Genomic DNA, 22,801 nt, shown 5'->3' with positions numbered 1-22,801 from the left:
CGCAAGCGGGGTGCGGGGCTTTATGTTCTCCCTCGCCCCCCGAGAGGGGGGAGAGGGTCGGGGTGAGGGGGGCATCGATGACGCGCGCCGCCCCTTCCCGCCGACCATGGGGGGATCGGCATGAGGCGGGTCGCGGAACGGGCGGACGTCATCCCGCTGCTGGCGGAAGTGTTTCGCGAATTCGGCTTCGAGGGCGCCAGCCTCGCCCGCATCACGGCGGCGACGGGCCTTGGCAAGGGCAGCCTCTATCACTTCTTCCCCGGTGGGAAGGAAGAGATGGCGACCGCCGTCCTGGCCGAGATCGACGCCTGGTTCGAACGCGAGATCTATGCACCCTTGCGCGACGGCACCGATGCCGCCGCCGCCATCGCCCATATGTTCGATGCCAGCGAAGCCTATTTCCGCAGCGGCCGCCGCGTCTGTCTGGTCGGCGCCTTCGCGCTGGGCGACACGCGCGACCGTTTCGCCGCCGCCCTCTCCACCTATTTCGCCGCCTGGGTCGAAGCCCTCGACATGGCCCTGCGCCGCCTCGGCTGGCCCGCTGAAGCCGCGGCCGGAGCCGCCGCCGAAGCCGTCGGCGCCATCCAGGGCGCCATCGTGCTCGCCCGCGCCCTCGACCGCCCGGACGTCTTCACCATGCTCCTAGACGGCTGGCGGCGACGCTTCGGGCGGATTTAGCCGGCTTCTTCCACCTCCGGCGCCATCATGCCGCCCTCGGGCAGGATCTGGCCGCCGTCGACGACGAGGGATTGGGCGGTGACATAGGCGGCTTCGTCGGAGGCGAAGTAGAGGACGGCATTGGCGATGTCGAAGACGGTGCCGAGCCGGCGCAGCGGCACCGAGGCTTCCATGGTCGCGACGTGATCCGCGCCGAGGCCGGCCAGCCCTTCGGTCATGATGTTACCGGGCAGGACCGCGTTCACGGTGATGCGCCAGGGCGCCAGTTCGAGGGCGGCGGCGCGCATGAAGCCCAATTGCGCCGATTTGGATGCCGCGTAATGGGTCATGTAGGGAACTCCGGTTATCGGCCCGGTGATGGAGGAGGTGAGGACGATGCGACCCTTACGCTTTGCCTTCAGGGCCGGCAGGCAGGCGATTACCGAAAGGAAGGTGCCCTTCACATTGGTGTCCATGACCCGGCCGTAGTCGTCCATGGTCATCTCGGCCAGCGGCGTGGTCGGATAGATGCCGGCATTGGCGCAAAGAACGTCGATGCCGCCATGGGCCGCGACGGCGGCGTCGGCCATCGCCCTGGCGTCCGCCTCCCGCCCGACGTCGGCGGCGAAGGGCAGGGCGATGCCGCCGGCGGCCGTGATCTCGTCCGCGACCTTGGCCGCGTCCTCGAGGCGGCGCGAGACGACGAGGACCTTGGCGCCGACCTCGCCGAAGCGGAGCGCGATGCCGCGCCCGATGCCCTTGCTCGCCCCGGTGACGATCACGCTCCGGCCGGTCATTGGTGTCAGCATGGTCCCTCTCTCCCGATCTGCGGGAAGGAGGTTAGGGGGCCGGCGCGCGCGGCTCCATCCGCCTAAGGGTGGAGGATCAGGCCGGCCCGCGATCGGCGCCCGCCGCGCGGGCGGCACGGCGTTCGGCATAGGCGGTGGTGCGGGTCGCGGCCAGGAACTGGTCGTTGGCGGCGCCATCGCCCAGGGCGATCGCGGCATCCGTATAGGCGAGGCGATCCGCGTCGCGCCGGGCCGCGCGCATCATCAGCTTCAAGCGCGCCCAGGTGCGCCAGGTCTGCGCCGTGCCGCGCAGTGAGCGGGCCCAATTGCGGCCATAGAAGGTCAGCCGGCCTTCCAGCGGCAGGCCGTGGCGGCGCTGGCGCCGACGGCGGATGCGGATGATGCCGGATTCCAGCATGGCCACGCCTTCCGACAACACGGACTCGCGATAGCCCAGCAGGCGGTGCACCAGCATGTTCGGCTTGTGGATGCGCAGCGCCACCATGCGTTTCATGATCCGGCCCAGGTGCTCGAAGTCATAGAAGCTGCGATGCGCCGCCAGGAAGGCTTCTTCCCATTCGGCGTCGCTCATGCGCGGGTGGTGGGTGACCCGGTGGTTGAGATCGTATTTGCTCATGTCCGGGTCCATCCAGGCCCCGGCCTGCAGCAGCTTCTTGTGATCCTCGCAGCCCGGCAGGGGCGTCAGGTAATTCATGTAGAGGAAATCGATCGGCAATTGCGCCTTGATCACCGCGATGTCGCGCAGGATCGACTCCTTGGTGTCGTTCGGAAAGCCGATGATATAGCCGCAGGTGATGAGCACCGGATGGCGTTTCCAGGCCAGGAACATCTCCCGGTAATCCTCGACCCGGTTCTGGCGCTTCTTGCTCGCCTCCAGGCTGTCGGCATTGATGTTCTCGAGACCGACGAAGACCTGATCGGTGCCGGCGGCCACGCATTTCTCGATGAAATTGGGGATCTTGTGGGCCAGCGTGTCGATCTGGATGACCAGATGGACCTTGATGCCTTCGGCGCGCAGCGCGATCAGGCGGTCGAGATGGGCTTCCCAGCTTCGGTTGCGGGCGAAATTGTCGTCGGTCAGGAAGAAGCCGGTGATGCCGGCGGCGACATTGCGCCGGACGATGGCTTCGAGATCGTCGGGCGTGCGGAAACGGCTCTTCCGGCCCTGAACGTTGATGATGGTGCAGAACGAGCATTCGAACGGGCAGCCGCGGCCGAGGTCCACGGTCGAATAGCCGTAGATCATGCGCCGCAGCTCGCGCTTGTCGGCGAGCGGCAGGGGGGCGCCGGCCAGATTGGGCTGGTCGTTCACGAAATCATAGACGGGCGCAAGCGTGCCGGCGTAGCCGTCGCGGATCACCTGGTCGATCCGTCCGTCCTCCGCCTCGCCGGCGAAGAGGGATATGCCGAGCGCCTTGGCCTCGACGATGTCGTCCGGCATTTCGTCCAGCATCGACAGGATGCCCGAGACGTGGAAGCCGCCGACGCAGACCGGAACCCCCGCCGCGCGGAAGACGCGCGACAGGTCGACGGCGCGGGGGAACATGTTGCTCTGCACGCCGACCATGAAGACCAGCAGCCGGGCGCCCGCTTTCCGGGTCTTCGCGATGATCGCCTGGGGGTCGACCTTGGTGTTGGTCTCGTCCAGCCAGAAGTAGCGGATCTCGACATCGGGCCCGAGAATCCGTCGGTCGACCGCGTCCTGCACGATGCCGGCGACACAGGCCATGGAATTCGACGGCACGATGGACCGCCACCATTGCACGGGATAGCCGTCGTCGTCGTAGCGTGTCGGTTTGACCAGATAGATGTGCAGTGCTGTCACGCGGCATTCCCCCGGGTCGCGCCTGACGGTCGCGCGCAAACTCCCGCTTCAACGGACGCATTGGGGCATGGATCGCGTCGAGGGTCTACCCCCTCATGCCCAAAGCAAACGCCCGCCCCCTTGCGGGAGCGGGCGTCTCATCGGACAGGGGAAGCGGCTTACGCCAGCTTCTTCTGCAGGTTGGTGTCGAGGGCTTCGAGGAAGGCCTCGGTGGTCAGCCAGGGCTGATCCTTGCTGATCAGGATGGCGAGATCCTTGGTCATCTGGCCGCCCTCGACGGTCTCGACGCAGACTTCCTCGAGGCTCTGGGCGAAATGGGCCAGATCGTCGTTGCCGTCCAGCTTGGCGCGGTGCTTCAGGCCGCCGGTCCAGGCGAAGATGGAGGCGATCGGGTTGGTCGAGGTCGCCTTGCCCTTCTGGTGCTCGCGGTAGTGGCGGGTGACGGTGCCGTGCGCCGCTTCCGCCTCGACCACCTGGCCGTCCGGCGTCATCAGGACCGAGGTCATGAGGCCGAGCGAGCCGAAGCCCTGGGCCACGGTGTCGGACTGCACGTCGCCGTCGTAGTTCTTGCAGGCCCAGACATAGCCGCCTTCCCACTTCAGGGCCGAGGCGACCATGTCGTCGATCAGGCGGTGCTCGTAGATGATGCCGGCTTCGTCGAACTTGGCCTTGAACTCGTTCTCGTAGACTTCCTGGAACAGGTCCTTGAAGCGGCCGTCATAGGCCTTGAGAATCGTGTTCTTGGTCGAGAGATAGACCGGCCACTTGCGGATGAGGCCGTAGTTCATCGAGGCGCGGGCGAAATCGCGGATCGAGTCGTCGAGGTTGTACATCGCCATGGCGACGCCGGCGCCCGGGAAGTCGTAGACGTCGTGCTCGATCACGGTGCCGTCGTCGCCGACGAACTTGATCGTCATCTTGCCCTTGCCCGGCACCTTGAAGTCGGTGGCGCGATACTGGTCGCCGAAGGCGTGACGGCCGACGACGATCGGCTTGGTCCAGCCCGGCACCAGGCGCGGCACGTTCTGGCAGATGATCGGCTCGCGGAAGATCACGCCGCCGAGGATGTTGCGGATGGTGCCGTTCGGCGAGCGCCACATCTTCTTCAGCTTGAATTCCTCGACACGGGCCTCGTCGGGGGTGATGGTCGCGCATTTGATGCCGACGCCGACCGCCTTGATGGCGTTGGCGGCATCGACGGTCACCTGATCGTCGGTCTGGTCGCGATACTCGATCCCCAGATCGAAATACTGAATGGGGAGGTCGAGGTAGGGCAGGATCAGCTTGTTCTTGATGAAGGTCCAGATGATCCGGGTCATCTCGTCGCCGTCGAGTTCCACGACCGGATTGGCGACCTTGATCTTGGCTACCATGCAACCCATTCCTTCCATTGAGGCGCTGTTGTTATGCGCCGCACAATACACAAGGGAAGGGGGCTGTTCAGCCCCCTAATCGTCGAAGTCTTCAACTCTTCCGCGATACTCACTCGGCGACCGGCATGGAGACCGGCTCGGCGCTGATCCGCATCTGCGACAGGGTCGGCAGGATGTCGTCGACGCCGGGGACCACGGTCACGAAATCGCGGGTGTTGGGGCGGGCGAAACCATTGGTGATCACATGTTCGATCAGGCTGGCGAAGGGTTGCCAGTAGCCGAGCACGTCGACCAGCAGGATCGGCTTCTTGTGAAGCTGGAGCTGGGCCCAGGTGATCATCTCCACCGTCTCGTCCAGGGTGCCCATGCCGCCGGGCAGCACCGCGAAGGCGTCCGAGCGTTCGAACATCAGACGCTTTCGCTGATGCATGGTCTCGACCTCGATGGTCTCGGAAATGCCTTCCAGCTTGGCTTCGATCTTGGTCAGGAAATGGGGAATGATGCCGGTGACCTTGCCGCCGTTGTCGCGGGCGGCGCGGGCGACCGTGCCCATGAGGCCGAGGGCGCCGCCGCCGTAGACCAGTTCGATGCCGTCCGCCGCGAGCTTCCTGCCGAGCAGTTCGGCGGCATCGAGGAAACGGCTGTCGGGCGGGGTGGAGGCACCGCAGAAGACGCAGAGACTGTTGATGACGGGCATGATTCTCTCAGATTGGCCGGCGTCGTCGATCGGGCGACGCCGGCGTGACGGGTTCGTGCCGCCGGCGCCGGACGCGCGACGGTATTCCGCCTGACCATACACGGGCCCCGCACCAAAGCCAAAGGCAAGTGGCGCCTCGGGCGGCGCGGATTTCAGGTCGTCGCGGCGGTCTTGCGCAGCCCCGGGGGCAGGGGCACGGCGAAATGGTTCAGGACCGCGATCAGCGTCTCGTCGAACAGGCGGTCCGCCATCTCGCGGCCCCCGATCAACTGGCGCAGCTCGAGGCTGACGATGCCGTGCATGGTGGCCCAGATCGCGCGCATGACGAAATCGGCCTCCTCGGCCGTCATGCCGGGCTTGCATTCCATCAGGGTGTGGCGCATGGGTCGCGTGGTGTTCCAGGCGTGGCGCCGGCTCTCGGCCGAGGGCGAGAAGCCGGTGGCGGCATCCCCGAACATGACGGCATAGCGATCGGGCCGGGCCAGCGCATAGGCGCGATAGCCGCGCGCCATGGCCAGCAGGCGTTCCGGCGGGGCGCCGATCGCGGCGCTTTCGGGCGCGAACACCTCGAGCCCGTCGAAGGCATCGAGATAGAGCGCCTCGAGCAACCCTTCCTTGCCGCCGAACAGGGTATAGACCGCCTTGGTCGAGACGTTCACCCGCTCCGCCAGACGGCGCAGCGTCAGCGCGCCGAGGCCGTCCTCCGACAGGATCCGGGCGGCGGCCGCCAGAAGCGCGGCGCGCAGATCCTCCCGCATGTCGGCCCTTTGCTGGCGCGCGTCGAAACTCGCCGTGGTCAAGCTCGCATTCCCGATTCGATGATGTCCGTGGGACTTGTGGAAACGATGTTTCTCATGGTAACAGTGTTTCCATAGTCACGCAAAACCAAATCGGACCTACGGATCCACGGAGAGGAAGCATGATCATCGACCGTACCGACGGCATTGCCAATGGCCTGCGCCGCCGTCTCAGCCTGCCCGCGATCGCCGCCCCGCTGTTCATCGTCTCCAACCCGGATCTGGTGATCGCCCAGTGCAAGGCCGGTATCGTCGGCTCGTTTCCGGCGCTGAACGCGCGGCCGGCGGCCCAGCTCGACGAATGGCTGCACCGCATCACCGAGGAACTGGCGGCCTTCGACCGCGATCATCCGGACACGCCCTCGGCGCCCTTCGCCGTCAACCAGATCGTGCACCGCTCCAACGACCGGCTGCAGCACGACGTCGAGATGTGCGTGAAATACAAGGTGCCGCTGATCATCACCTCGCTGGGCGCGCGGGAGGACGTGAACGCCGCCATCCATTCCTATGGCGGCGTCGTCATGCACGACATCATCAACCAGACCTTCGCCAGGAAGGCGATCGAGAAGGGCGCGGACGGCCTGATCGCGGTCGCCGCCGGTGCCGGCGGCCATGCCAGCCAGCTCTCGCCCTTCGCCCTGATCCAGGAGATCCGCGCCTGGTTCGACGGTCCGCTGGCCCTGTCGGGCTGCATCGCGCGGGGCGATGCCGTGCTGGCGGCCCAGGCCATGGGCGCCGATTTCGGCTATATCGGCTCCGCCTTCATCGCGACCAGGGAGGCCAATGCCGCCGTAGCCTACAAGCAGGCGGTGGTCGATTGCGGGGGCGAGGACATCGTCTACACCAATCTCTTCACCGGCGTGCACGGCAACTACCTGCGTCCCTCCATCGTCAATGCGGGTCTGGATCCGGAAAATCTGCCGGAATCCGATCCCAGCAAGATGAACTTCGGCTCGGGCGGCAATACCGGCGCCAAGGCGTGGCGCGACATCTGGGGTTGCGGCCAGGGCATCGGCGCCGTCGACGCCGTGCTGCCGGCGGGCGAGTTGGTCGCGCGCCTGCGCCGCGAATATGACGCCGCCCTTGATCGCCTGAACGGTCTCGCCGCCGTGAAGCGCGCCCGCGCGGCCTGATATTGACCTCGCGGCGCCGCGTGCCATCCTTCCCCCTCGCCGACGAGAGCGCGAGGGGGAAGACGTGTCCGAGGAAGCCGCCGTTCTGTTCGATCTCGATGCCGAAGGCATCGCCACCATCACCCTGAACCGGCCGGCGGTCCGGAACCCGATTTCCGATCCGGACGTGATCGAGGCCCTGCTCGGCGTGCTCGACCGGATCGAACGGGACATGACCGTCCGGGTCGCCATCCTGACCGGCGCGGGCAGTGCCTTTTCCTCCGGCGGCAATCTGAAGGCCATGGGGGAGGCGGGCGGCCTGAACGATCCCCTGCCGGCCCAGACGCGGCGCAACTACCGCCACGGCATCCAGCAACTCCCGCTCGCCTTCGAGGCCCTCGAGGTGCCGGTGATCGCCGCCGTCAACGGCCCCGCCATCGGCGCCGGCTGCGACCTGACCTGCATGTGCGACCTGCGTATCGCCGGCGAGAGCGCGCGTTTCGCCGAGAGTTTCGTGAAGGTCGGCCTGATCCCCGGCGATGGCGGCGCCTGGCTGCTGCCCCGGATCGTGGGGTTCGCCCGGGCCGCCGAAATGGCCCTGACCGGCGACGCCGTCGATGCCGCCGAGGCCCTGGCGATCGGCCTCGTTTCCCGGGTCGTGCCGGACGACGAACTGATGATCGCGGCCCACAGCCTGGCGCGCCGCATCGCCGCCAATCCGCCCCATGTGGTGCGCATGACCAAGCGCCTGTTGCGGCTCGCCTGGCGCAGCGACCTCGGCACCGTGCTCGACACCTCGGCCGCCATGCAGGCGTCGGCTCACGCCACGGCCGATCACAAGGAAGCCGTCGCCGCCATGCTGGAGAAGCGAAAGCCCGTGTTCACGGGGCAGTGAGCCTCCCTTGGCTCGTCGCCCCGGCGAAGGCCGGGGCCTCGTGACCAGAAGGCGGCCGTCCGTCGAAAGATCCCGGCCTGCGCCGGGATGACGATTAGGGGGGCGAAAAAATCTCAGGGCCGGTGTCGGTTTCCGGCCGGCCGAACCGTCCTCGGATCAAGGGGGAAAGCGATGCTCTACACCATTCTCTGCTATCACGAGGAAGACGTCGTCTGGTCCTGGTCCGAGGAACAGGAGGCGGCGGTCATGGCGCGGCTGGCGGAGGTGCAGGCGCCCTTGATCGCGTCCGGCAAGATGGGGCCGTCGCTCCGCCTTTTGCCGACGACGACGGCGACGACGCTGCGCAAGACCAAGGATGCGCCCCTGGTGATCGACGGCCCCTTCGCCGAGACCAAGGAACAATTGCTCGGCTTCTACGTCGTCGACGTCGCGGATCTGGAGGAGGCGCTGGCGATCGCCCGCCAATTGGCGGGCGCCAATCCCGGCGGCGCCTATGAGCTGCGGCCGGTTGCCCTCTACAATGCCGACGCCAGGGCGGATCCCGCGCCGTGACCACCGATCCCGCCTGGATCGAGAATGCCATCGTCGGGGCGCGACCCCGGGCGGTCGGCGCGCTTCTGCGTTATTTCCGCGATCTCGACCTCGCCGAGGAAGCGTTTCAGGAAGCCTGCCTGCGCGCCCTTCGTCTCTGGCCCGAGAAGGGGCCGCCGCGCGATCCCGCCGCCTGGCTGATCATGGTCGGGCGGAACGCCGCCCTGGACGTGCTGCGCCGCAAGTCGCGCGACGTCGCCCTGCCGGACGAGGCGGCGATCTCCGATCTCGACGACGTGGAAACGCCGCTGGCCGAACGCCTCGACGAGTCCCGGTTTCAGGACGACGTGCTGCGTCTCATGTTCACCTGCTGCCGGCCGGAACTCATGGCGGTGCAACAGGTGGTGCTGGCGCTCCGCGTCGTCGCGGGCCTGACGGTCGCTCAGATCGCCCGTGCCTTCCTGGTCTCGGAAACGGCCATGGAACAGCGCATCACCAGGGCCAAGCGCCAGATCGCGGTGATGGGCATTCCCTTCGAGACGCCGGACGATACGGCCCGCGCGGAGCGTCTCGCCGCCGTCGCGGCGATGATCTATCTGGTCTTCAACGAAGGCTATTCCGCCGCCGACGGCGCCTATCGCGCGCGCCTCTGCGACGATGCCATCCGCCTCGGCCGGCTGCTGCAGCGCCTGTTCCCGGCCGAGCCGGAAGTGATGGGCCTGACCGCCCTCATGCTGCTTCAGCACGCGCGCCACGCCGCGCGTTTCGACGACGCGGGCGAGATCATCCTGCTCGAGGATCAGGACCGGGGGCGCTGGAACCGCAAGCTGATCGCGGAAGGCCTGGCCCTGACCGAAAAGGCGCTGCGCCACCGCGCCCCCGGACCCTATCAGATCCAGGCCGCCATTGCCGCCCTGCACGACAAGGCGGCGACGCCGGCGGATACCGACTGGGGCCAGATCGACCTGCTCTACGGCGTTCTCGAACGCCTGCAACCCTCGCCCGTGGTGACCCTGAACCGGGCCGTCGCCGTCTCCAAGTCGCGCGGGCCCGAAGCCGCCCTCGCGATGGTGGAAGGGCTGGGCGACAGCCTGGCCGGCTATTTTCATTTCCACGGCGTGCGCGGCGGCCTGCTCTGGCAGCTCGGCCGCCGGCTCCAGGCGCGCGCCGCCTTCGGCAAGGCGATGGCGCTGGCCAACACGGCGGCGGAGGCGAGTCATATCCGCGCCCATCTCGACCGTCTGAAGGCGGAAGCCGAGGCGGCGGGGGAGACCGGCTGATTTTTTCCGCGCCGTGTCGGATCGCGCGCCCCTCATCCGTCCTAGGAGCGGCAAGCGAAAGGAAACGCCATGTCCGAGACAGCAACGACCATGCCGCAGCCCGAAGTGAAGGGCGGCTTCGTTCCCTATCTGATGATCGACGGTGCCCTGAAGGCGGCGGATTTCTACGTACGCGCCTTCGGCGCCGAGATCGTCGCCAGCATTCCCCCCGACGAGAAGGGGCGGACCATGCATGTCCACCTCTATCTCAACGGCAGTTCCCTGATGCTGGCCGACGCCTATCCCGAGCACGGCGCGCCCCTCGAGATGCCGCAGGCCTTCGAACTGACGATCCAGGTCGACGACATCGATCCCTGGTGGGACCGCGCCGTCGCCGCCGGCGCGACGGTGCTGATGCCGGTGCAGACCATGTTCTGGGGCGCGCGCTACGGCCGGCTGCGCGATCCCTTCGGCGTCAGCTGGTCCATGAACCAGCCGATCGAGGGCGGGGGAGACAGGCGATGACCGCGACCGGCGAACGCAGCCTCGTCCTCGACCGGCTGCTGCGCGCGCCGCGCGCCGCGATCTTCCGCTGCCTGACCGAGCCGGCGCTGCTCAGCCGGTGGTTCGCGCCGCATCCGCACACCATAACGCGGGCGGAACTGGACGTCGCTCCGGGCGGGGCCGCCTTCATCGTCATGAAGCTGGAAGGGGGCGAGGAGATGCCGCTCCATTTCACCTATCTCGAAGTGGTCCGTGATCAGAAGCTGGTCTTCACCGATGCCTTCACCAGCGCCTGGGAGCCTTCGGCCAAGGCCTTCATGGCCGTGACCATCACCCTCGACGACGAGGGCGCGTCCACGCGTTACGTCGCGCGTGCCGCGCATTGGACGGCGGAAGACCGCAAGGCCCACGAGGACATGGGCTTTCACGAAGGCTGGGGCCTTTGCGCCAGCCAGCTCGAGGTGCTGGCCGCCGGACTTTGACGCGCTGGCGGCCGTGACGGCCCGTCGGCGCCGGCTATGTCTTGTCGCTTCCGGTGACGATGCTGCGGGCGGCGGTGGCGAAGTCCTCCGCCTCCTGGCCGCCCCGGAACAGGGCCGAGATATCGACCGGGACCTTGACGCCGCGGTCGACCGCCGGACGCTCCTCGATCGCCGCCAGCCAGCGTTGCAGATGGGGCAGGTCGTCGACCGGCACGCCCGACCAGGCGTGGATGCGGGCCCAGCAGAAATTGGCGATGTCGGCGATCGAATAGTCGCCGGCCAGGAATTCACGATCGGCGAGGCGTGTGTCGAGCACGGTCAGCAGGCGCTTCGATTCCTGCTGATAGCGGTCGATCGCGACCTGGATCTTCTCGGGCATGTAACGATAGAAGACATTGGCCTGGCCCATCATGGGGCCGACGCCGGCCATCTGGAACATCAGCCACTGGATGACGGTCGAGCGGCCCTTGGCGTCCGTCGGCATCAGGCGCCCGGTCTTTTCCGCCAGATAGATCATCAGGGCACCGGATTCGAAGACGGCGAAATCGCCTTCGTCGCGATCGACGATGGCGGGGATCCGGCCGTTGGGATTGATCGCCAGATAGTCCGGCGTCTTCTGCTCCCCGGTCATGATGTTGATCGGATGCACCTCATAGGGCAGGCTCAGTTCCTCCAGCGTGACCGAGGCTTTCCAGCCATTGGGGGTGGGGGCGGTGTAGAGATCGATCATCTTGTCCTCCCAGGCCGTCAGTCGGCGAGAATGGCGATGGCGCCTTCGCCCAGCACACGGGCGAGGCGGTTGCGGGATGCGGTGTCGAGGGCGGCGAAGGCCCCGCGCAGCGCGGCGAGGCATTTCACCTGATATTTGAACACCGGCTGGCGATGCTCGCTGCCGAGAATGTGAACCGACAGGTCCTCTTCCCCCGCCGCGATCGCGCGCGCATTGGCGGCGAGGAAGGGCAGATAGACTTCGGCCACCAGCCGGGCGAGGGCGGTGACGGCCGGATCCTCGTCGGCCGGGGTCGCCATCCAGTCACCGTCGAGGCCCGAGGTATCGTCGACGATCATCAGCCAGCGCCACAGCAGGGGCGCCTCGTGGCGCATGCGCGCGGCCGGCGTCGGGTCGATGCCGAGCTGCGACAATTGCCCGAACAGGCCGAAATCCGCGAGCGAGGGGCGCGAGCCGAAGAGGAAGCCGCGATCGGGCACCATGGCCTCCATGATCTCCATCACCCTGCCGTAGGTGGTCGCTAGTTGCGGCGCCTGTTCGGCGCCGCAGCCGACCAGATGCATGCGCCCGACCTGGCGTTCGCGGAACTGGGCGGCGCCGGCCTCGACGGCGGCGCGGCCGTGGCCCCGCACCCGGTCGTAGACGATGGCCTCGCTCATCACCCGCTGGTCGATCTCCGCCGTCCAGCGGTAGTGGAACATGACCTTGGTCATCCATTCGTCGGCGAAATCCTCGATCAGCAGGCAGAGGAAGCGGGCGACCGGCTCCTCCGGCAGAAGGGCGCGGCCGGCCGGCGCCTCGGCGCTGAAACGGATCAGCAGCGGTGTCGAATCATTGGCCAGGCTGCCGTCCGGGAACTCCACGATGGGGATCACGGCGGGCTTGATCCTGGTCAGCACCTCGCCGTGTTCGAGCCCCATCTGGACCCAGCCGTGGGGCACCCGCAGCCAGCGCAGCGCCGCCCGCACCTTCATCGAATAGGGCGACGCCAGCGCCCCATAGAGTTTCAGCATGTCTCTCCCCCTATGCGTTTCCTTCGCCGCCCGGTCTTTGCCGGTTGCACGGCCTTCTGGTGATCAGGGCGGCGCCGTCGCCGCCAGGCTTCGGTGCAGGGCGCGGCAGGCGGCGACGGCGGCGGCGATGAAGCCTTCGCGATCGAAGGCCTCCACGCCTTCACCCCGCCACGCCGAAAGCAGGGTCACCGTGATCTGCAGCATCACGCCGATGGCGAAGCCGCGCCGTGCCGGCGCGACATCGCCCAGATGGCGTTCCGCCTCGACGATCAGGCGCTTCATGCCGGGATAGTCCAGCGTGCGCGAGACTTCGAGAATGTCGAAACCGGGCCGCGACGTGAACTGGCGCAGGAAGCGCAGATAGGCCAATCCCTCGGGCCCGTCGCCGACCTCGTCGATCAGGGGCTCGATCAGGGCGCGCAGGCAGGTGACGAAGCTCGGCCGCGCCGTCGCCGAAAGGATGGCGAGGCGCCTCTCGTCTATGGGCCGCAGATAGCTTTCGAGCAGCGCCTTGTAGAGCCCCTCGCGCGAGCCGAAGTGGTATTGGAGCGCCGTCTGGTTGCGCTGGCCGGCGGCTTCCAGGATCTCGGCGGTGCTGACACCCTCGAAGCCGCGATCGCCGAAGAGTTGCAGCGCGCAGGCCATGATCGCCTCGCGCCCCGAGGCGGATTTTCGCGCGCCCGCCGCGTCCCGCTCGGCGGCGGGAGTCTTCGGCTTCCGGGCGCCGCGCCGTGGCCGCGCGACCTTGTCCCTGCTGTCGGTGGCGCCGTCCATGGCTCTGCGTCCCGTCCTCCTCCCCATCAGGAATAATGGACACCATTATGATGCGCAAGCGTTTAGGATGCCGTCGGCCATTGTAGCGCTTGCCAGCGCCGGACACGTCATTTAATGTCTTCGATTAATAAGGACATGGAGGAAGCGATGGCGCGCGGGGTTTACGTCGGCAGGACGTTCAGGGTCGTCATGTCGCTGGTGGTCGGTTTGGCGGTCCTGGCGGCGGCGGTCTGGCTCGTCGCGGGCGATCGCGTCGTGCTGGCGCTCGCCGGGCGCATGGCGGCGCAGAACATGGCGGCCGACCGGGCCGCCGAATTGCCCGACGGGCTGCACCTCGCCGTCTGCGGCGCGGGCGGGCCGATGCCCGATCCGCTGCGTTCCGGTCCGTGCCAATTGGTCATCGCCGGGCGTTCCGTCTTCATGGTCGATGCCGGTTCCATGGGCGCGCGCAATATGGTGCGCATGGGCATCCGCCCCGGCGGTCTGACCGCGATCTTGCTGACCCATTTCCATTCCGATCATATCGACGGGCTGGGCGAGGCCATGATGCTGCGCTGGACCGGCGGCCCGGCCAAGGTGCCGGTGCCGGTCTATGGCCCGCCGGGGGTGGAACGCGTGGTCGAGGGCTTCGATGCCGCCTATGCCCTCGATGCCCAATATCGGACCGCCCATCACGGCCCGGACGTGGTGCCGCCCGGCGGCGCCGGCGGCATCGCCCATGCCTTCGTCATGCCCGGACCGGGCGAGGGCACGACGGTCTATGAAGCGGACGGCGTGAAGGTCACCGCCTTCGCCGTCGACCACGCGCCGGCGGCGCCGGCGGTCGGCTATCGCTTCGACTATGGCGGGCGCAGCCTGGTGCTCAGCGGCGATACGGCGCCCAGCGCCAATCTCGAAGCCTTCGCCGAGGGCGCGGACCTGCTGGTTCACGAAGCCCTGTCGCCCCGCCTCGTCGCCATGCTGGGCGAGGCAGCGGGAGCGGCGGGGCGCGGCAATCTGGTCCATGTCATGGAAGACATTCCGGGTTACCACACGGCCCCGACCGACGCGGCGGCGATCGCCGCCCGCGCCGGGGTGCGCCGGCTGGTTTTCGTCCATGTCACGCCGCCGCTGCCGAATGCGCTGCTTCACGGCGTCTTCCTCGACGGCGTGGCGGATATCTTCGACGGACCGGTCGACATCGCCCGCGACGGGCTTCTCCTCTCCCTGCCGGCAGGCAGCGACGAGATCCTGTCCCGGCACTTGCTCTAGGTGCGGCGATGACCCTGAAAGCCCGGATCGGCACGGCCGTGTCCAGCCTGATCACCAGCGAGACGGGCGCGCGCCGCCGCCGCAAACTGCGCGAATGGCGCCGGCGCCTGTCGGGACACCCCCATGTCGTCCACTACTTCCACGACGTCACCGATCCCTATTCCCTGCTGACGGCCTTGGTCCTGCCGGACCTGGCCGACCGCGCGGGGGTTGCGATCGAGACCCATCTGGTGTCGCCGCCCCCCGACTGGGCGGCCCCGGAACGCCGCCTGCTGGACGATTATTCCAGGCGCGACGCGGCGGCGCTGGCGGCCCGTCTCGGCCTCGAGGTGCCCTCTTTCGCCGAGGCCCTGGAACCGAGGGCGGTACAGGCGGCGCTCGGGCGTTTGGCGGCGGCCCTGGCGCGCGGCGACTTCATCGAGCGGGCGGCGGCGATCACCGCCGGTGCGTGGCGGGGCGAAATCGCCGAGGACCGGGCCGACGGCGTCGCGGCGGCGCTGGCGGCGGGCGATGCGCTGCGCGAGCGCCTGGGTCATTATCTGGGCGCCACCTTCTTCTATGCCGGGGAATGGTATTGGGGGCTCGACCGGCTGCATTATCTCGAAAGCCGGCTCGACGACCTGGGGGCCGTCGGCGGCGCGCCGTCACCGCATTTTCCGCGCCATCGCCCGACCCTGCCGGCGGATTGCGCGGGCCGTCTCGCCGGGCGCGGGCCCGATCTCGAGCTCTTCTTTTCCTTCCGCTCGCCCTACAGCTACATCGTGCTGCCCCGGGCCTTCGCGCTCGCCGATCACTACGGCGCGCGGCTGCGGCTTCGCTTCGTGCTGCCCATGGTGACGCGGGGTCTGCCTGTACCGGCGGCGAAACGGCTCTACATCGTGCGCGACACCAAGCGCGAGGCGGTTTCGGAAGGCATGCCGTTCGGGCGTATCGCCGATCCGCTGGGCCGGCCGGTCGAACGCGGCCTCGCGGTCCTCGCCGGGGCGATCGGTCTCGACGAGGGCAAGGCGCGGCGCTTCGCCCTCTCCTTCCTGTCGGGTGTCTTCGCGGAAGGGGTGGATGCCGGCACCGACGACGGCCTGACACGGCTGATCGCGCGCGCCGGGCTCGATCCCGCGATGACGAAGGCCGCGATCGCCGACGAGACGTGGCGCATCACAGCCGAGGACAACCGCCGCGCCATGGTGGGCGCGGGGCTCTGGGGGGTGCCGTCCCTCAGGTACGACGATGTCGCCACCTGGGGTCAGGATCGCCTGTGGCTGATCGAGGACGCGATGGCGGCGATGGCGCGCGGCGGCTGAAACCAGCCGCCGGACGTCACTTCTTCTTCTTGGCGGCGGGCTTCTTCGCCTTGGGCTCGGCCGCCTTGGCCTTGGGGGGCGCGGCCTTCGCGGCGGCGGCCTTCGGCTTGGGGGCAGGGGCCGCCTTCGGCTTGGGCGCGGCGGCCACCTTCGGCTTGGGCGCAGCCGCGGCTTTCGGCTTCGGCGCAGCCGCGGCCTTCGGCTTGGCCGGCGCCTTCGGCGCGGGTTTCTTCGCGGCGGGCGCGGGCTTGGCGGCCGGTGCCGTCTTCGCCTTCTTGGGCGCCGGTGCCGCGACGGCCAGCGTGGCGGCCGGGCGGAAGGTCAGGCGCGAACTGGCCTTGATCTTGATCGCTTCGCCGGTCTGCGGGTTGCGGCCCTTGCGCGCGGGGCGCTTCTTCACCTCGAAGGTGCCGAGGCCCGGCAGGCGGATCTTCTCGCCCTTCGAGGTCCGGGTCGCGACGTATTCGATCACGCCGCGCAGCGCCTTGTCCGCCACCTTGGGCTCGAGCCCGGTGTGGGCGGCGTAGTCGTTGATGATGTCTTTGAATGTCGCCAATTGACCATCTCCTCCCAGAGACGCGACTCGGTGAATCATTTCATTCACCGGGACTGCATATTACATGCGTTTGTCATGTTCCAAAGCGCCCTATTGTGTGTCGGGTGACAGGAAAACCCGTGCCGCGGGGATTTCGGAACCGGCGGTGCCACCCTGTGACGAAAAGTGCGCTTCGCCGGGCGCCGCGATCTGCTAAGCAGTCGGCAGGATGAACCGCCGTCCGGGAGACCCGCGATGCAGCAGACGCCCTATGAACAGATCGGCGGCGAGGCCGGCGTGCGCCTTCTGGCGCGGCGCATGTACGAAGCCATGGACATCCTGCCCCAGGCCGCCGCCTGCCGCGCCATTCACCCGCCGGACATGAGCCGCGCGGAAGAGAAATTCTTCGAATACATGACCGGCTGGCTGGGCGGGCCGCCGCTCTATACCAGCAAATACGGCCATCCCATGCTGCGCCGGCGCCATCTTCACGCGCCGATCGGGCCCGAGGAACGCGAGGGTTGGCTTCTTTGTTTCGCCACCGCCTGGGCCGAGGTCGCGGCCAAGGCGCCGGCGCGCGATTTCGTCATGCGCAAGGTGGTCGAACTCGCCCATCACATGCAGAACACCGACGGCCGGCAGGCCGACGCCGGCTGCGGCCACGGCGGGGACGGCCATGGCCATGGCGCCTGCCACGGGGCGCATTCGGGCCGCTGATCGGATTTCGCGAGCGCCAGATCGGGAACGTCAAACCGGGCGCAGCGGCACATGGGCCGCCGGCGCCAGAATCGCCAGCCGGTCGCCCGGCGCGACCGTGCCGTCGGCCGTGACCACCGCCATTACGCCGGCCTTGCGGATCAGGCCGCCGTCGGCGTCGCGCCCCAGCACCGCCTGGGTCAGGCCGGGCAGGAAGGCGTCGAGCTGGGCGCAGGGGTTGCGCAGGCCCGTGATCACGATCTCGGCGCCCGAGGGAAAGCGCAGCCGCGTGCCTTCGGAGAGATCGAGCAGGGCGATGCCGCGCGTGGTGATGTTCTCGCCCATGTCGGCCGGGCCGACGGCGAAGCCCTTGGCGCGCAACTCGTCGTGCAGTTCGCCGTGGATGAGATGGACCTGGCGCAGGTTGGGCTGGCCCCGGTCCCGCGCCACGCGGGAACGGTGCTGCACGTTGACGCCGGCATGGGCATCGCCGACCACGCCGAAGCCGGCCATCAGGCGGATGGCGGCCTGTCGCTGCTTGCTGAAGCCATGACGCACGCTGACCGCAACGGCGGCCACGAACGCCGCACCGGATCCATCGACTTCAGGTCTGCCTGCCACGCCGTCCCCTCCCTGATCGCGGCCGAAGCATGAGGCCGCGCGGGCAAGGGATCAACGCGCCTTTCGTCGCTGGATCACGGGTGTGGATCATCCAGCCCGGGGATCCGGGCTGGGCATGTCGCGCGGGACCCGTCAGTTCAGGGTCCAGATGTTCCAGGCCCCGTCGTGGGAATGCAGGACGCCCCGCTGACGCAGGTCCGCGAGGGCGCGGGCAACGAGGTCGCGGGCGTGATGTTCGTCGCCTTCGTACATGGTCAGGCTCTTCACCGCGGCGTCGATGATCACTGGGCGATAGGGCAGTTCACCGAGGGCCTGGACGTCCATGATGGCGGTCTTGATGGCCTTTTCGGCATCGCGAAGAGTGGCGGGCATGGCAATCTCCTTTCCTGGTGACGAATGCACGGCAACGGCGCCGGCGCGACGGACACATGGCGGGAAACGGCACATACTCTCGAAACGTTGACCGCCGATCCTGGTGAAACCGTGACAGGGTGAAACCGTGGCGGGTTGAAACCGTGGCGGGGCCGGTACCGTTGCAGCCATGGTTTATATTTGGTGTCGGTCGGCTGCCGGCTGCGCTGCGATGGATCAATTCCCGTCCCTGGTGGACAATCGGTCGCAGCGGCACGGTCGAAATTTTGCGCTTTCGGTCCCTTGCGGGGCAAGCCGGAAATTTTTTCGCGGGCCCGGATTAAAACCGGGGACCGCGCCGTATACAGGATATGACGCGCGAGAGAACAGGCTTGAACGTCGCCGACGAAATCGGCCCCATGCGCCGCTATGCCCGTGCCCTGACGCGGGATGCGGCGCTTGCCGACGATCTGGTGCAGGAGGCGCTGCTGCGCGCCATCCAGGCCGCCGACGGCGTGCGCAAGGGCGCGCCGCTGCGGCCGTGGCTGCTGGCGATCGTCCACAATTGCTTCGTCGACGCCCTGCGCGCGGACCGGGCCGAAAGCCGCCGCCGCGACGCCCTGGCGACCGACGGCACGGTCGCGCCGTCGCAGGAACATGCGGTGCGTCTCGGCCAGGTGGCGGAAGCCTTCATGGCCCTGCCGGACGAACAGCGCGCGGCGCTTCATCTGGTCACCGTCGAGGGCCTCGCCTATGCCGAGGCGGCGGCGGTGTTGGATGTGCCGCTCGGCACCTTGATGTCGCGCCTCGGCCGCGCCCGGGCGGCGCTCCGCGCGATGGAGGATGCGGGGGACGGCGCCCGCCGGCTCCGCCTGGTGAGAGGGGGAAGCGATGGCACCGACTGATCCGATCACCGATTTCGATCTCGCCGCCTATGTCGACGGTCAATTGCCGCCCCAGCGGCGCGTGGAAGTCGCGGCCCATCTGGCGAAAGATCCCCGGACGGCGGCGGCGGTCATGGCCGATATCGCCCAGCGTGACGCGCTGCGCCTTGCATTCCGGGGGCCGGACGCCCATCTCTCCGTCGACATGGTCCCTCTCGACATGGTCGACGCGGCCGACATTCTTTCGCACAAGCTGAGCCGGCGGGCTCGGGGCGGGCGTCTGCGCCGCATCGCCGCCGTCTTCATGGTCGGTGCCCTCGGCTGGGGCCTGCATGGCGCGCTCGGGCCGCTGGCGATTTCGGACAGTGTCGCCTCGGTGCCGGCGCCCGCCTTCGTCGGCGATGCCATGCGCGCCCATCAGACGGCGGTGCTGCGGGCCGGCGCCCATGCCGCGCCGGACGGGACCTGGCGGCCCGAGGACATTCGCGCGGCGACGGCGATCACCCTGCCGCGCCTGCCGGACGACTGGCGGGTCCACGACCTGCAGATCTTCCCCTCGACCTATGGTCCGAGCGTCGAGATGACCCTCGATGCCGCCGAATTCGGCACGCTGTCGCTCTTTGCCGTGCGCCCCGGCGATTTCGCCGTGACGCCGGTCAGCGCCGCGCCGGCGACGGCGGCGGAAACGCCGGCGGCCTATTGGCAACTCGGCGAGGTCGCCTATGCCCTCGTCGGCGGGGCCGACGGTGAAGCCCTGAACCAGGCCGCCCGCGGCCTGTCGGAAAGCCTGTTCTAACGACGCCTGTCACCAAGTACCGACGTCATCTTCAGGAGGAGTATGCCGTGAACAACCCGAATCTCTATGGCTGGCAGCAGACCGGGGCCCAGACCCGGACCGCTCAGTTCGACCTGGGCCTGCGGCAGCACATGCTGCGGGTCTACAACTACATGGGCCTCGGCCTCGTGCTCACGGGCCTCGTCGCCGCCGTGGTGGCTTCGACGCCGGCGATCTACATCCCGATCTTCACCACGCCCCTGAAGTGGGTGGTGATGCTGGCGCCGCTCGCCTTCGTGATGTTCTTCTCGTTCAAGCTCCAGTCCATGTCGGCGTCGACGGCGCAGACCGTGTTCTGGCTCTTCTGCGGCGTGATGGGCCTGTCCATGGCCTCGATCTTCCTGGTCTTCACCGGGACCTCGATCGCGCGCACCTTCTTCATCGCCGCCGGCATGTTCGGCGCCACCAGCCTCTACGGCTATACCACCAAGCGGGACCTGTCGAAATTCGGCTCGTTCCTGGTCATGGGCCTGATCGGCCTGATCATCGCGATGGTGGTGAACATGTTCCTCGCCTCGACCATGATGCAGTTCATCATTTCGGTCGTCGGCGTGCTGATCTTCGTCGGCCTGACCGCCTATGACACCCAGGCGATCAAGGAACAATACGCCGAATACCATGACGGCGAGACCCGCCAGAAGCTGGCGGTGTTCGGCGCCCTGTCGCTCTATCTGAACTTCATCAACATGTTCCAGCTCCTGCTCTCCCTGACGGGCGAGCGCGAGTAAGGCGCGAACACGACAAGACGTTAAGTCACAAGGGCTCGCACAGGACGGGACGGCGGCTTTAAGCTGCCGTCCCGTTTTCTTGTGGCTTAAGCTGCCGCCCCGTCTTCGTTCGAGGTTCCCTTGTCGAGCCCTCTTCCCGCCAGCCGCATTCCCGTTCCTCTCAACGCGCTTCGCGCCTTCGAGGCGGTCGCGCGTCATCTCTCCATCCGGGACGCGGCGGCGGAACTGGCGGTCACGCCCTCAGCCGTCAGCCACCAGTTGCGCGGGCTGGAGGAGGCGCTGGGCATGGATCTCCTGCGCCGGGCCGGCAATCGCCTGGAACTGACCGACGCCGGCGCCCGTCTCGCGCCCGAACTGGCGGACGGTTTCGGCCGCATCGCGCAGGCGGTCGGTGCCCTCGGCGCCGGGCGGGGCAAGGGGCCGCTCCGCCTCTCCATGCTGCCGACCTTCGCCGTCCATTGGCTGTCGCCGCGCCTGATCCGCTATCCCTTCGAGCGCCAGGGCTTCGAACTGCTGATCTCCACCACCCAGGCCACGGTCGATCTGGGCGGGGGCGAAGCGGACGCCGCCATTCGCCATGGCGCCGGGGCCTGGCCGGGGCTGCGCGCCGATCTCCTGTTCGAGGAGACGGCGGATCTCTTCGCCGGGCCGGCGCCGGTCGCGGTCGAGGGGGCCAATCTGTTCCTGTCGCAGCACCGCCGCGACCTCTTCGCCGCCTGGAACGCCACCCTGCCGGGCGGGCCGCTGCGGCCGGCATCGGTGACCACGGTCGAATCCACCGGGCTCGCGCTCAGGGCGGCGGCGGACGGCGCCGGCATCGCCTTCGCCGGGGTCGAGATGGCGGCGGCGGATGTCGCCGCCGGGCGCCTGCGCAGTCTCTGCCATCGCCCGATCGCGGCCGGCGGCGGCTATTGGCTGGTCTATCCCGACCGGCTGAAGGGCGACCGGCGCCTCGCCAACGTCCGGCGCTGGCTGCTGGCCGAAGCCGCTACCAGCCGCCCCGGTTGATCCATTCCTCCATCATGGCCATGCGGTCGTGGCCCCAGAACGGCTCGCCGTCGACGAAGAACCAGGGGGAGCCGAAGACGCCGCGCGCCACCGCTTCCTCGCCCGCCGCCGTGGCCCGGGCCTTCACGGCCGGATCGGCGCAGCCCTCGGCCAATGCCGCCGCGTCGAGCCCCAGATGGGCGCCGAGGTTGGCGACGGCCCCCGCATCGGCGGTGTCGAGGCCGACGGTGTAATAGGCGTTGAAGACGGCGCGGGCGAAGGCGGGCGCGCTTGCCGGCGCCTTGTCCTCGATCCAATAGAAGGCGCGGGTGGCGGCCAGGGCGATCCGCGGATGGCCGTCGGGCAGGCGGAAGGGAATGGCGCCGAGGCGGGCGAGGCGGGCCCAGTCGCGGTTTGCGTAATCCTTCTTCAGGGGGGTGGACGACAGGCCGCGCGCCCCCGTCACCTTGAAGGCGGTGCCCAGCATGAAGGGCCGCCACCGCACGGCGCGGTTGGTCCGGGCGGCGAGCGCGTCGATCTCGCGCGCCGCGAAATAGGCATAGGCCGACGAGAAGTCGAACCAGAATTCGATCGCCGCGCTCATGCTTCGCCATCCCAATAGAACGTCCCGTCGGCCAGCCGCCCGACATGGTTGAAGCTGCGCGCCGCCAGATCGCCGCCCGGAGCGCTGCCGGCGACGACCATGAATTTGCCCGAGTCCGGATATTCCAGGACGTCCGGCTCGCGCATCGACGACAGCGCCAGGAAGCGCAGCGGTCCCTCGGCCCCGGCGCGCAGCTGATGCGCGCCCTCCATCCCGCCGGCCGGGCAGACGACGACATCGCCGGCCCTGATCGGGTGCTCCGCCGCGCCGAGGCGCAGCACGCCGCTGCCGGCCAGGATGACGAAGACTTCGTCGTTGGCATGGTGATTGTGCAGCGGCCAGGCGCGCCGCCCGGCCGGAATCTCCACCAGCCGCCCGCCCAGGTGCCTTGCGCCCAGGGGCGCCAGCACCGGCGCCGCGCGGGCGGCGAAGACCGGCCCGTCGTGCAGGGTTTCGAGCGTCAGATCGTCGAGGTGGACGACGGGATTCCTGTCCATGGCGCGCCTCCATTGTTCGGGGCCATGGAAGCGCGCCGCGCCATGAACGGCAA

At 68.4% G+C, this 22,801-nt stretch carries 27 protein-coding genes; 14 read left to right on the top strand and 13 right to left on the bottom strand.

Annotated elements, in window-relative coordinates:
- The first annotated feature begins 120 nt into the window (after positions 1 to 120).
- Positions 121 to 678: a TetR/AcrR family transcriptional regulator gene (locus L2U69_RS11460; RefSeq protein WP_236106986.1), complete on the top strand. Its 558-nt coding sequence runs from the start codon at positions 121 to 123 to the stop codon at positions 676 to 678.
- On the opposite strand, the gene fabG is transcribed toward L2U69_RS11460, so the two are convergent.
- From fabG to L2U69_RS11435, 5 genes are all read right to left on the bottom strand, one after another.
- Positions 675 to 1,466, bottom strand: coding sequence for a 3-oxoacyl-ACP reductase FabG (gene fabG / locus L2U69_RS11455; RefSeq protein WP_236106985.1), 792 nt, complete (start codon positions 1,464 to 1,466; stop codon positions 675 to 677). The two genes, L2U69_RS11460 and fabG, sit on opposite strands and share 4 nt — an antisense overlap.
- 76 nt (positions 1,467 to 1,542) lie before the next feature.
- Entirely contained in the window at positions 1,543 to 3,291 is a 1,749-nt protein-coding gene (locus L2U69_RS11450) for a B12-binding domain-containing radical SAM protein (protein WP_236106983.1), read from the bottom strand.
- A gap of 158 nt (positions 3,292 to 3,449) precedes the next feature.
- Positions 3,450 to 4,664, bottom strand: a complete 1,215-nt coding sequence (locus L2U69_RS11445; protein WP_236106981.1) for an NADP-dependent isocitrate dehydrogenase — start codon at positions 4,662 to 4,664, stop codon at positions 3,450 to 3,452.
- 109 nt (positions 4,665 to 4,773) lie between these two features.
- A complete protein-coding gene (locus L2U69_RS11440) occupies positions 4,774 to 5,361 on the bottom strand; it encodes an LOG family protein (RefSeq protein WP_236106979.1) in 588 nt (195 codons plus the stop codon).
- Positions 5,362 to 5,513: 152 nt separating this feature from the next.
- A complete protein-coding gene (locus L2U69_RS11435; RefSeq protein WP_236106977.1) occupies positions 5,514 to 6,161 on the bottom strand; it encodes a TetR/AcrR family transcriptional regulator in 648 nt (215 codons plus the stop codon).
- 119 nt (positions 6,162 to 6,280) lie between these two features.
- Here L2U69_RS11435 and L2U69_RS11430 point away from each other — a divergent pair, with 119 nt between their 5' ends.
- From L2U69_RS11430 to L2U69_RS11405, 6 genes are all read left to right on the top strand, one after another.
- Positions 6,281 to 7,291, top strand: coding sequence for an NAD(P)H-dependent flavin oxidoreductase (locus L2U69_RS11430; protein WP_236106975.1), 1,011 nt, complete (start codon positions 6,281 to 6,283; stop codon positions 7,289 to 7,291).
- A 64-nt stretch (positions 7,292 to 7,355) separates the two neighbouring features.
- Positions 7,356 to 8,165, top strand: coding sequence for a crotonase/enoyl-CoA hydratase family protein (locus L2U69_RS11425; RefSeq protein WP_236106972.1), 810 nt, complete (start codon positions 7,356 to 7,358; stop codon positions 8,163 to 8,165).
- 171 nt (positions 8,166 to 8,336) lie between these two features.
- Complete coding sequence (locus tag L2U69_RS11420; protein ID WP_236106970.1) at positions 8,337 to 8,717, top strand: YciI family protein; 381 nt, start codon at positions 8,337 to 8,339, stop codon at positions 8,715 to 8,717.
- Positions 8,714 to 9,976, top strand: a complete 1,263-nt coding sequence (locus L2U69_RS11415; RefSeq protein ID WP_236106968.1) for an RNA polymerase sigma factor — start codon at positions 8,714 to 8,716, stop codon at positions 9,974 to 9,976. The genes L2U69_RS11420 and L2U69_RS11415 overlap by 4 nt, the downstream gene beginning before the upstream one ends.
- Before the next feature lie 69 nt (positions 9,977 to 10,045).
- The gene (locus L2U69_RS11410; protein ID WP_236106966.1) at positions 10,046 to 10,480 is read left to right on the top strand and encodes a VOC family protein; all 435 of its coding nucleotides are present in this window, start codon (positions 10,046 to 10,048) and stop codon (positions 10,478 to 10,480) included.
- Positions 10,477 to 10,941, top strand: coding sequence for an SRPBCC family protein (locus L2U69_RS11405; protein WP_236106964.1), 465 nt, complete (start codon positions 10,477 to 10,479; stop codon positions 10,939 to 10,941). The genes L2U69_RS11410 and L2U69_RS11405 overlap by 4 nt, the downstream gene beginning before the upstream one ends.
- 34 nt (positions 10,942 to 10,975) lie before the next feature.
- Here L2U69_RS11405 and L2U69_RS11400 read toward each other — a convergent pair whose 3' ends face one another.
- The 3 genes from L2U69_RS11400 to L2U69_RS11390 all read right to left on the bottom strand — a co-directional run bounded on the left by L2U69_RS11400 (position 10,976) and on the right by L2U69_RS11390 (position 13,458).
- A complete protein-coding gene (locus L2U69_RS11400) occupies positions 10,976 to 11,671 on the bottom strand; it encodes a glutathione S-transferase family protein (RefSeq protein WP_236106962.1) in 696 nt (231 codons plus the stop codon).
- A gap of 17 nt (positions 11,672 to 11,688) precedes the next feature.
- Positions 11,689 to 12,684 (bottom strand): glutathione S-transferase family protein, encoded by a 996-nt coding sequence (locus L2U69_RS11395; RefSeq protein ID WP_236106960.1) that lies wholly within the window; start codon positions 12,682 to 12,684, stop codon positions 11,689 to 11,691.
- A 63-nt stretch (positions 12,685 to 12,747) separates the two neighbouring features.
- A complete protein-coding gene (locus L2U69_RS11390; RefSeq protein ID WP_236106958.1) occupies positions 12,748 to 13,458 on the bottom strand; it encodes a TetR/AcrR family transcriptional regulator in 711 nt (236 codons plus the stop codon).
- Positions 13,459 to 13,605: 147 nt separating this feature from the next.
- Here L2U69_RS11390 and L2U69_RS11385 point away from each other — a divergent pair, with 147 nt between their 5' ends.
- Both L2U69_RS11385 and L2U69_RS11380 read left to right on the top strand, forming a co-directional pair.
- The gene (locus L2U69_RS11385) at positions 13,606 to 14,709 is read left to right on the top strand and encodes an MBL fold metallo-hydrolase (protein WP_236106956.1); all 1,104 of its coding nucleotides are present in this window, start codon (positions 13,606 to 13,608) and stop codon (positions 14,707 to 14,709) included.
- An 8-nt stretch (positions 14,710 to 14,717) separates the two neighbouring features.
- A complete protein-coding gene (locus L2U69_RS11380; RefSeq protein WP_236106954.1) occupies positions 14,718 to 16,010 on the top strand; it encodes a 2-hydroxychromene-2-carboxylate isomerase in 1,293 nt (430 codons plus the stop codon).
- A 16-nt stretch (positions 16,011 to 16,026) separates the two neighbouring features.
- Here L2U69_RS11380 and L2U69_RS19265 read toward each other — a convergent pair whose 3' ends face one another.
- Complete coding sequence (locus tag L2U69_RS19265; RefSeq protein WP_408065813.1) at positions 16,027 to 16,566, bottom strand: HU family DNA-binding protein; 540 nt, start codon at positions 16,564 to 16,566, stop codon at positions 16,027 to 16,029.
- Between the two features lie 234 nt (positions 16,567 to 16,800).
- Between L2U69_RS19265 and L2U69_RS11370 the strand changes: the two genes are divergently transcribed.
- On the top strand, positions 16,801 to 17,262 hold the full coding sequence (locus L2U69_RS11370) for a group II truncated hemoglobin (protein WP_236106952.1): 462 nt from the start codon (positions 16,801 to 16,803) through the stop codon (positions 17,260 to 17,262).
- A gap of 30 nt (positions 17,263 to 17,292) precedes the next feature.
- Here L2U69_RS11370 and L2U69_RS11365 read toward each other — a convergent pair whose 3' ends face one another.
- Both L2U69_RS11365 and L2U69_RS11360 read right to left on the bottom strand, forming a co-directional pair.
- Entirely contained in the window at positions 17,293 to 17,820 is a 528-nt protein-coding gene (locus tag L2U69_RS11365) for an MOSC domain-containing protein (protein WP_236106950.1), read from the bottom strand.
- 174 nt (positions 17,821 to 17,994) lie between these two features.
- Entirely contained in the window at positions 17,995 to 18,234 is a 240-nt protein-coding gene (locus L2U69_RS11360) for a hypothetical protein (RefSeq protein ID WP_236106947.1), read from the bottom strand.
- A 350-nt stretch (positions 18,235 to 18,584) separates the two neighbouring features.
- On the opposite strand from L2U69_RS11360, the gene L2U69_RS11355 reads away from it, so the two are divergent.
- From L2U69_RS11355 to L2U69_RS11340, 4 genes are all read left to right on the top strand, one after another.
- Positions 18,585 to 19,118, top strand: coding sequence for a sigma-70 family RNA polymerase sigma factor (locus tag L2U69_RS11355; protein ID WP_268967367.1), 534 nt, complete (start codon positions 18,585 to 18,587; stop codon positions 19,116 to 19,118).
- Positions 19,105 to 19,893 carry an anti-sigma factor family protein gene (locus L2U69_RS11350; protein WP_236106942.1) on the top strand — a complete coding sequence of 263 codons (789 nt, stop codon included), beginning with the start codon at positions 19,105 to 19,107 and terminating at the stop codon, positions 19,891 to 19,893. Before L2U69_RS11355 ends, L2U69_RS11350 begins: the two co-directional genes overlap by 14 nt.
- Before the next feature lie 47 nt (positions 19,894 to 19,940).
- Positions 19,941 to 20,660, top strand: coding sequence for a Bax inhibitor-1/YccA family protein (locus tag L2U69_RS11345; RefSeq protein ID WP_408065812.1), 720 nt, complete (start codon positions 19,941 to 19,943; stop codon positions 20,658 to 20,660).
- A 120-nt stretch (positions 20,661 to 20,780) separates the two neighbouring features.
- On the top strand, positions 20,781 to 21,668 hold the full coding sequence (locus tag L2U69_RS11340; RefSeq protein WP_236106940.1) for a LysR substrate-binding domain-containing protein: 888 nt from the start codon (positions 20,781 to 20,783) through the stop codon (positions 21,666 to 21,668).
- Here the strand turns inward: L2U69_RS11340 and L2U69_RS11335 are convergent.
- Together L2U69_RS11335 and L2U69_RS11330 are read right to left on the bottom strand one after the other, a co-directional pair.
- Positions 21,649 to 22,251, bottom strand: coding sequence for a 2-hydroxychromene-2-carboxylate isomerase (locus tag L2U69_RS11335; RefSeq protein ID WP_236106938.1), 603 nt, complete (start codon positions 22,249 to 22,251; stop codon positions 21,649 to 21,651). The genes L2U69_RS11340 and L2U69_RS11335 overlap by 20 nt on opposite strands.
- Positions 22,248 to 22,748, bottom strand: coding sequence for a cupin domain-containing protein (locus tag L2U69_RS11330; protein ID WP_236106936.1), 501 nt, complete (start codon positions 22,746 to 22,748; stop codon positions 22,248 to 22,250). Before L2U69_RS11330 ends, L2U69_RS11335 begins: the two co-directional genes overlap by 4 nt.
- Positions 22,749 to 22,801 lie beyond the last annotated feature (53 nt).

Source organism: Zavarzinia marina (assembly GCF_021568905.1).
Lineage (GTDB): Bacteria > Pseudomonadota > Alphaproteobacteria > Zavarziniales > Zavarziniaceae > Zavarzinia > Zavarzinia marina.
This window is presented reverse-complemented; position numbering and strand designations above follow the sequence as displayed.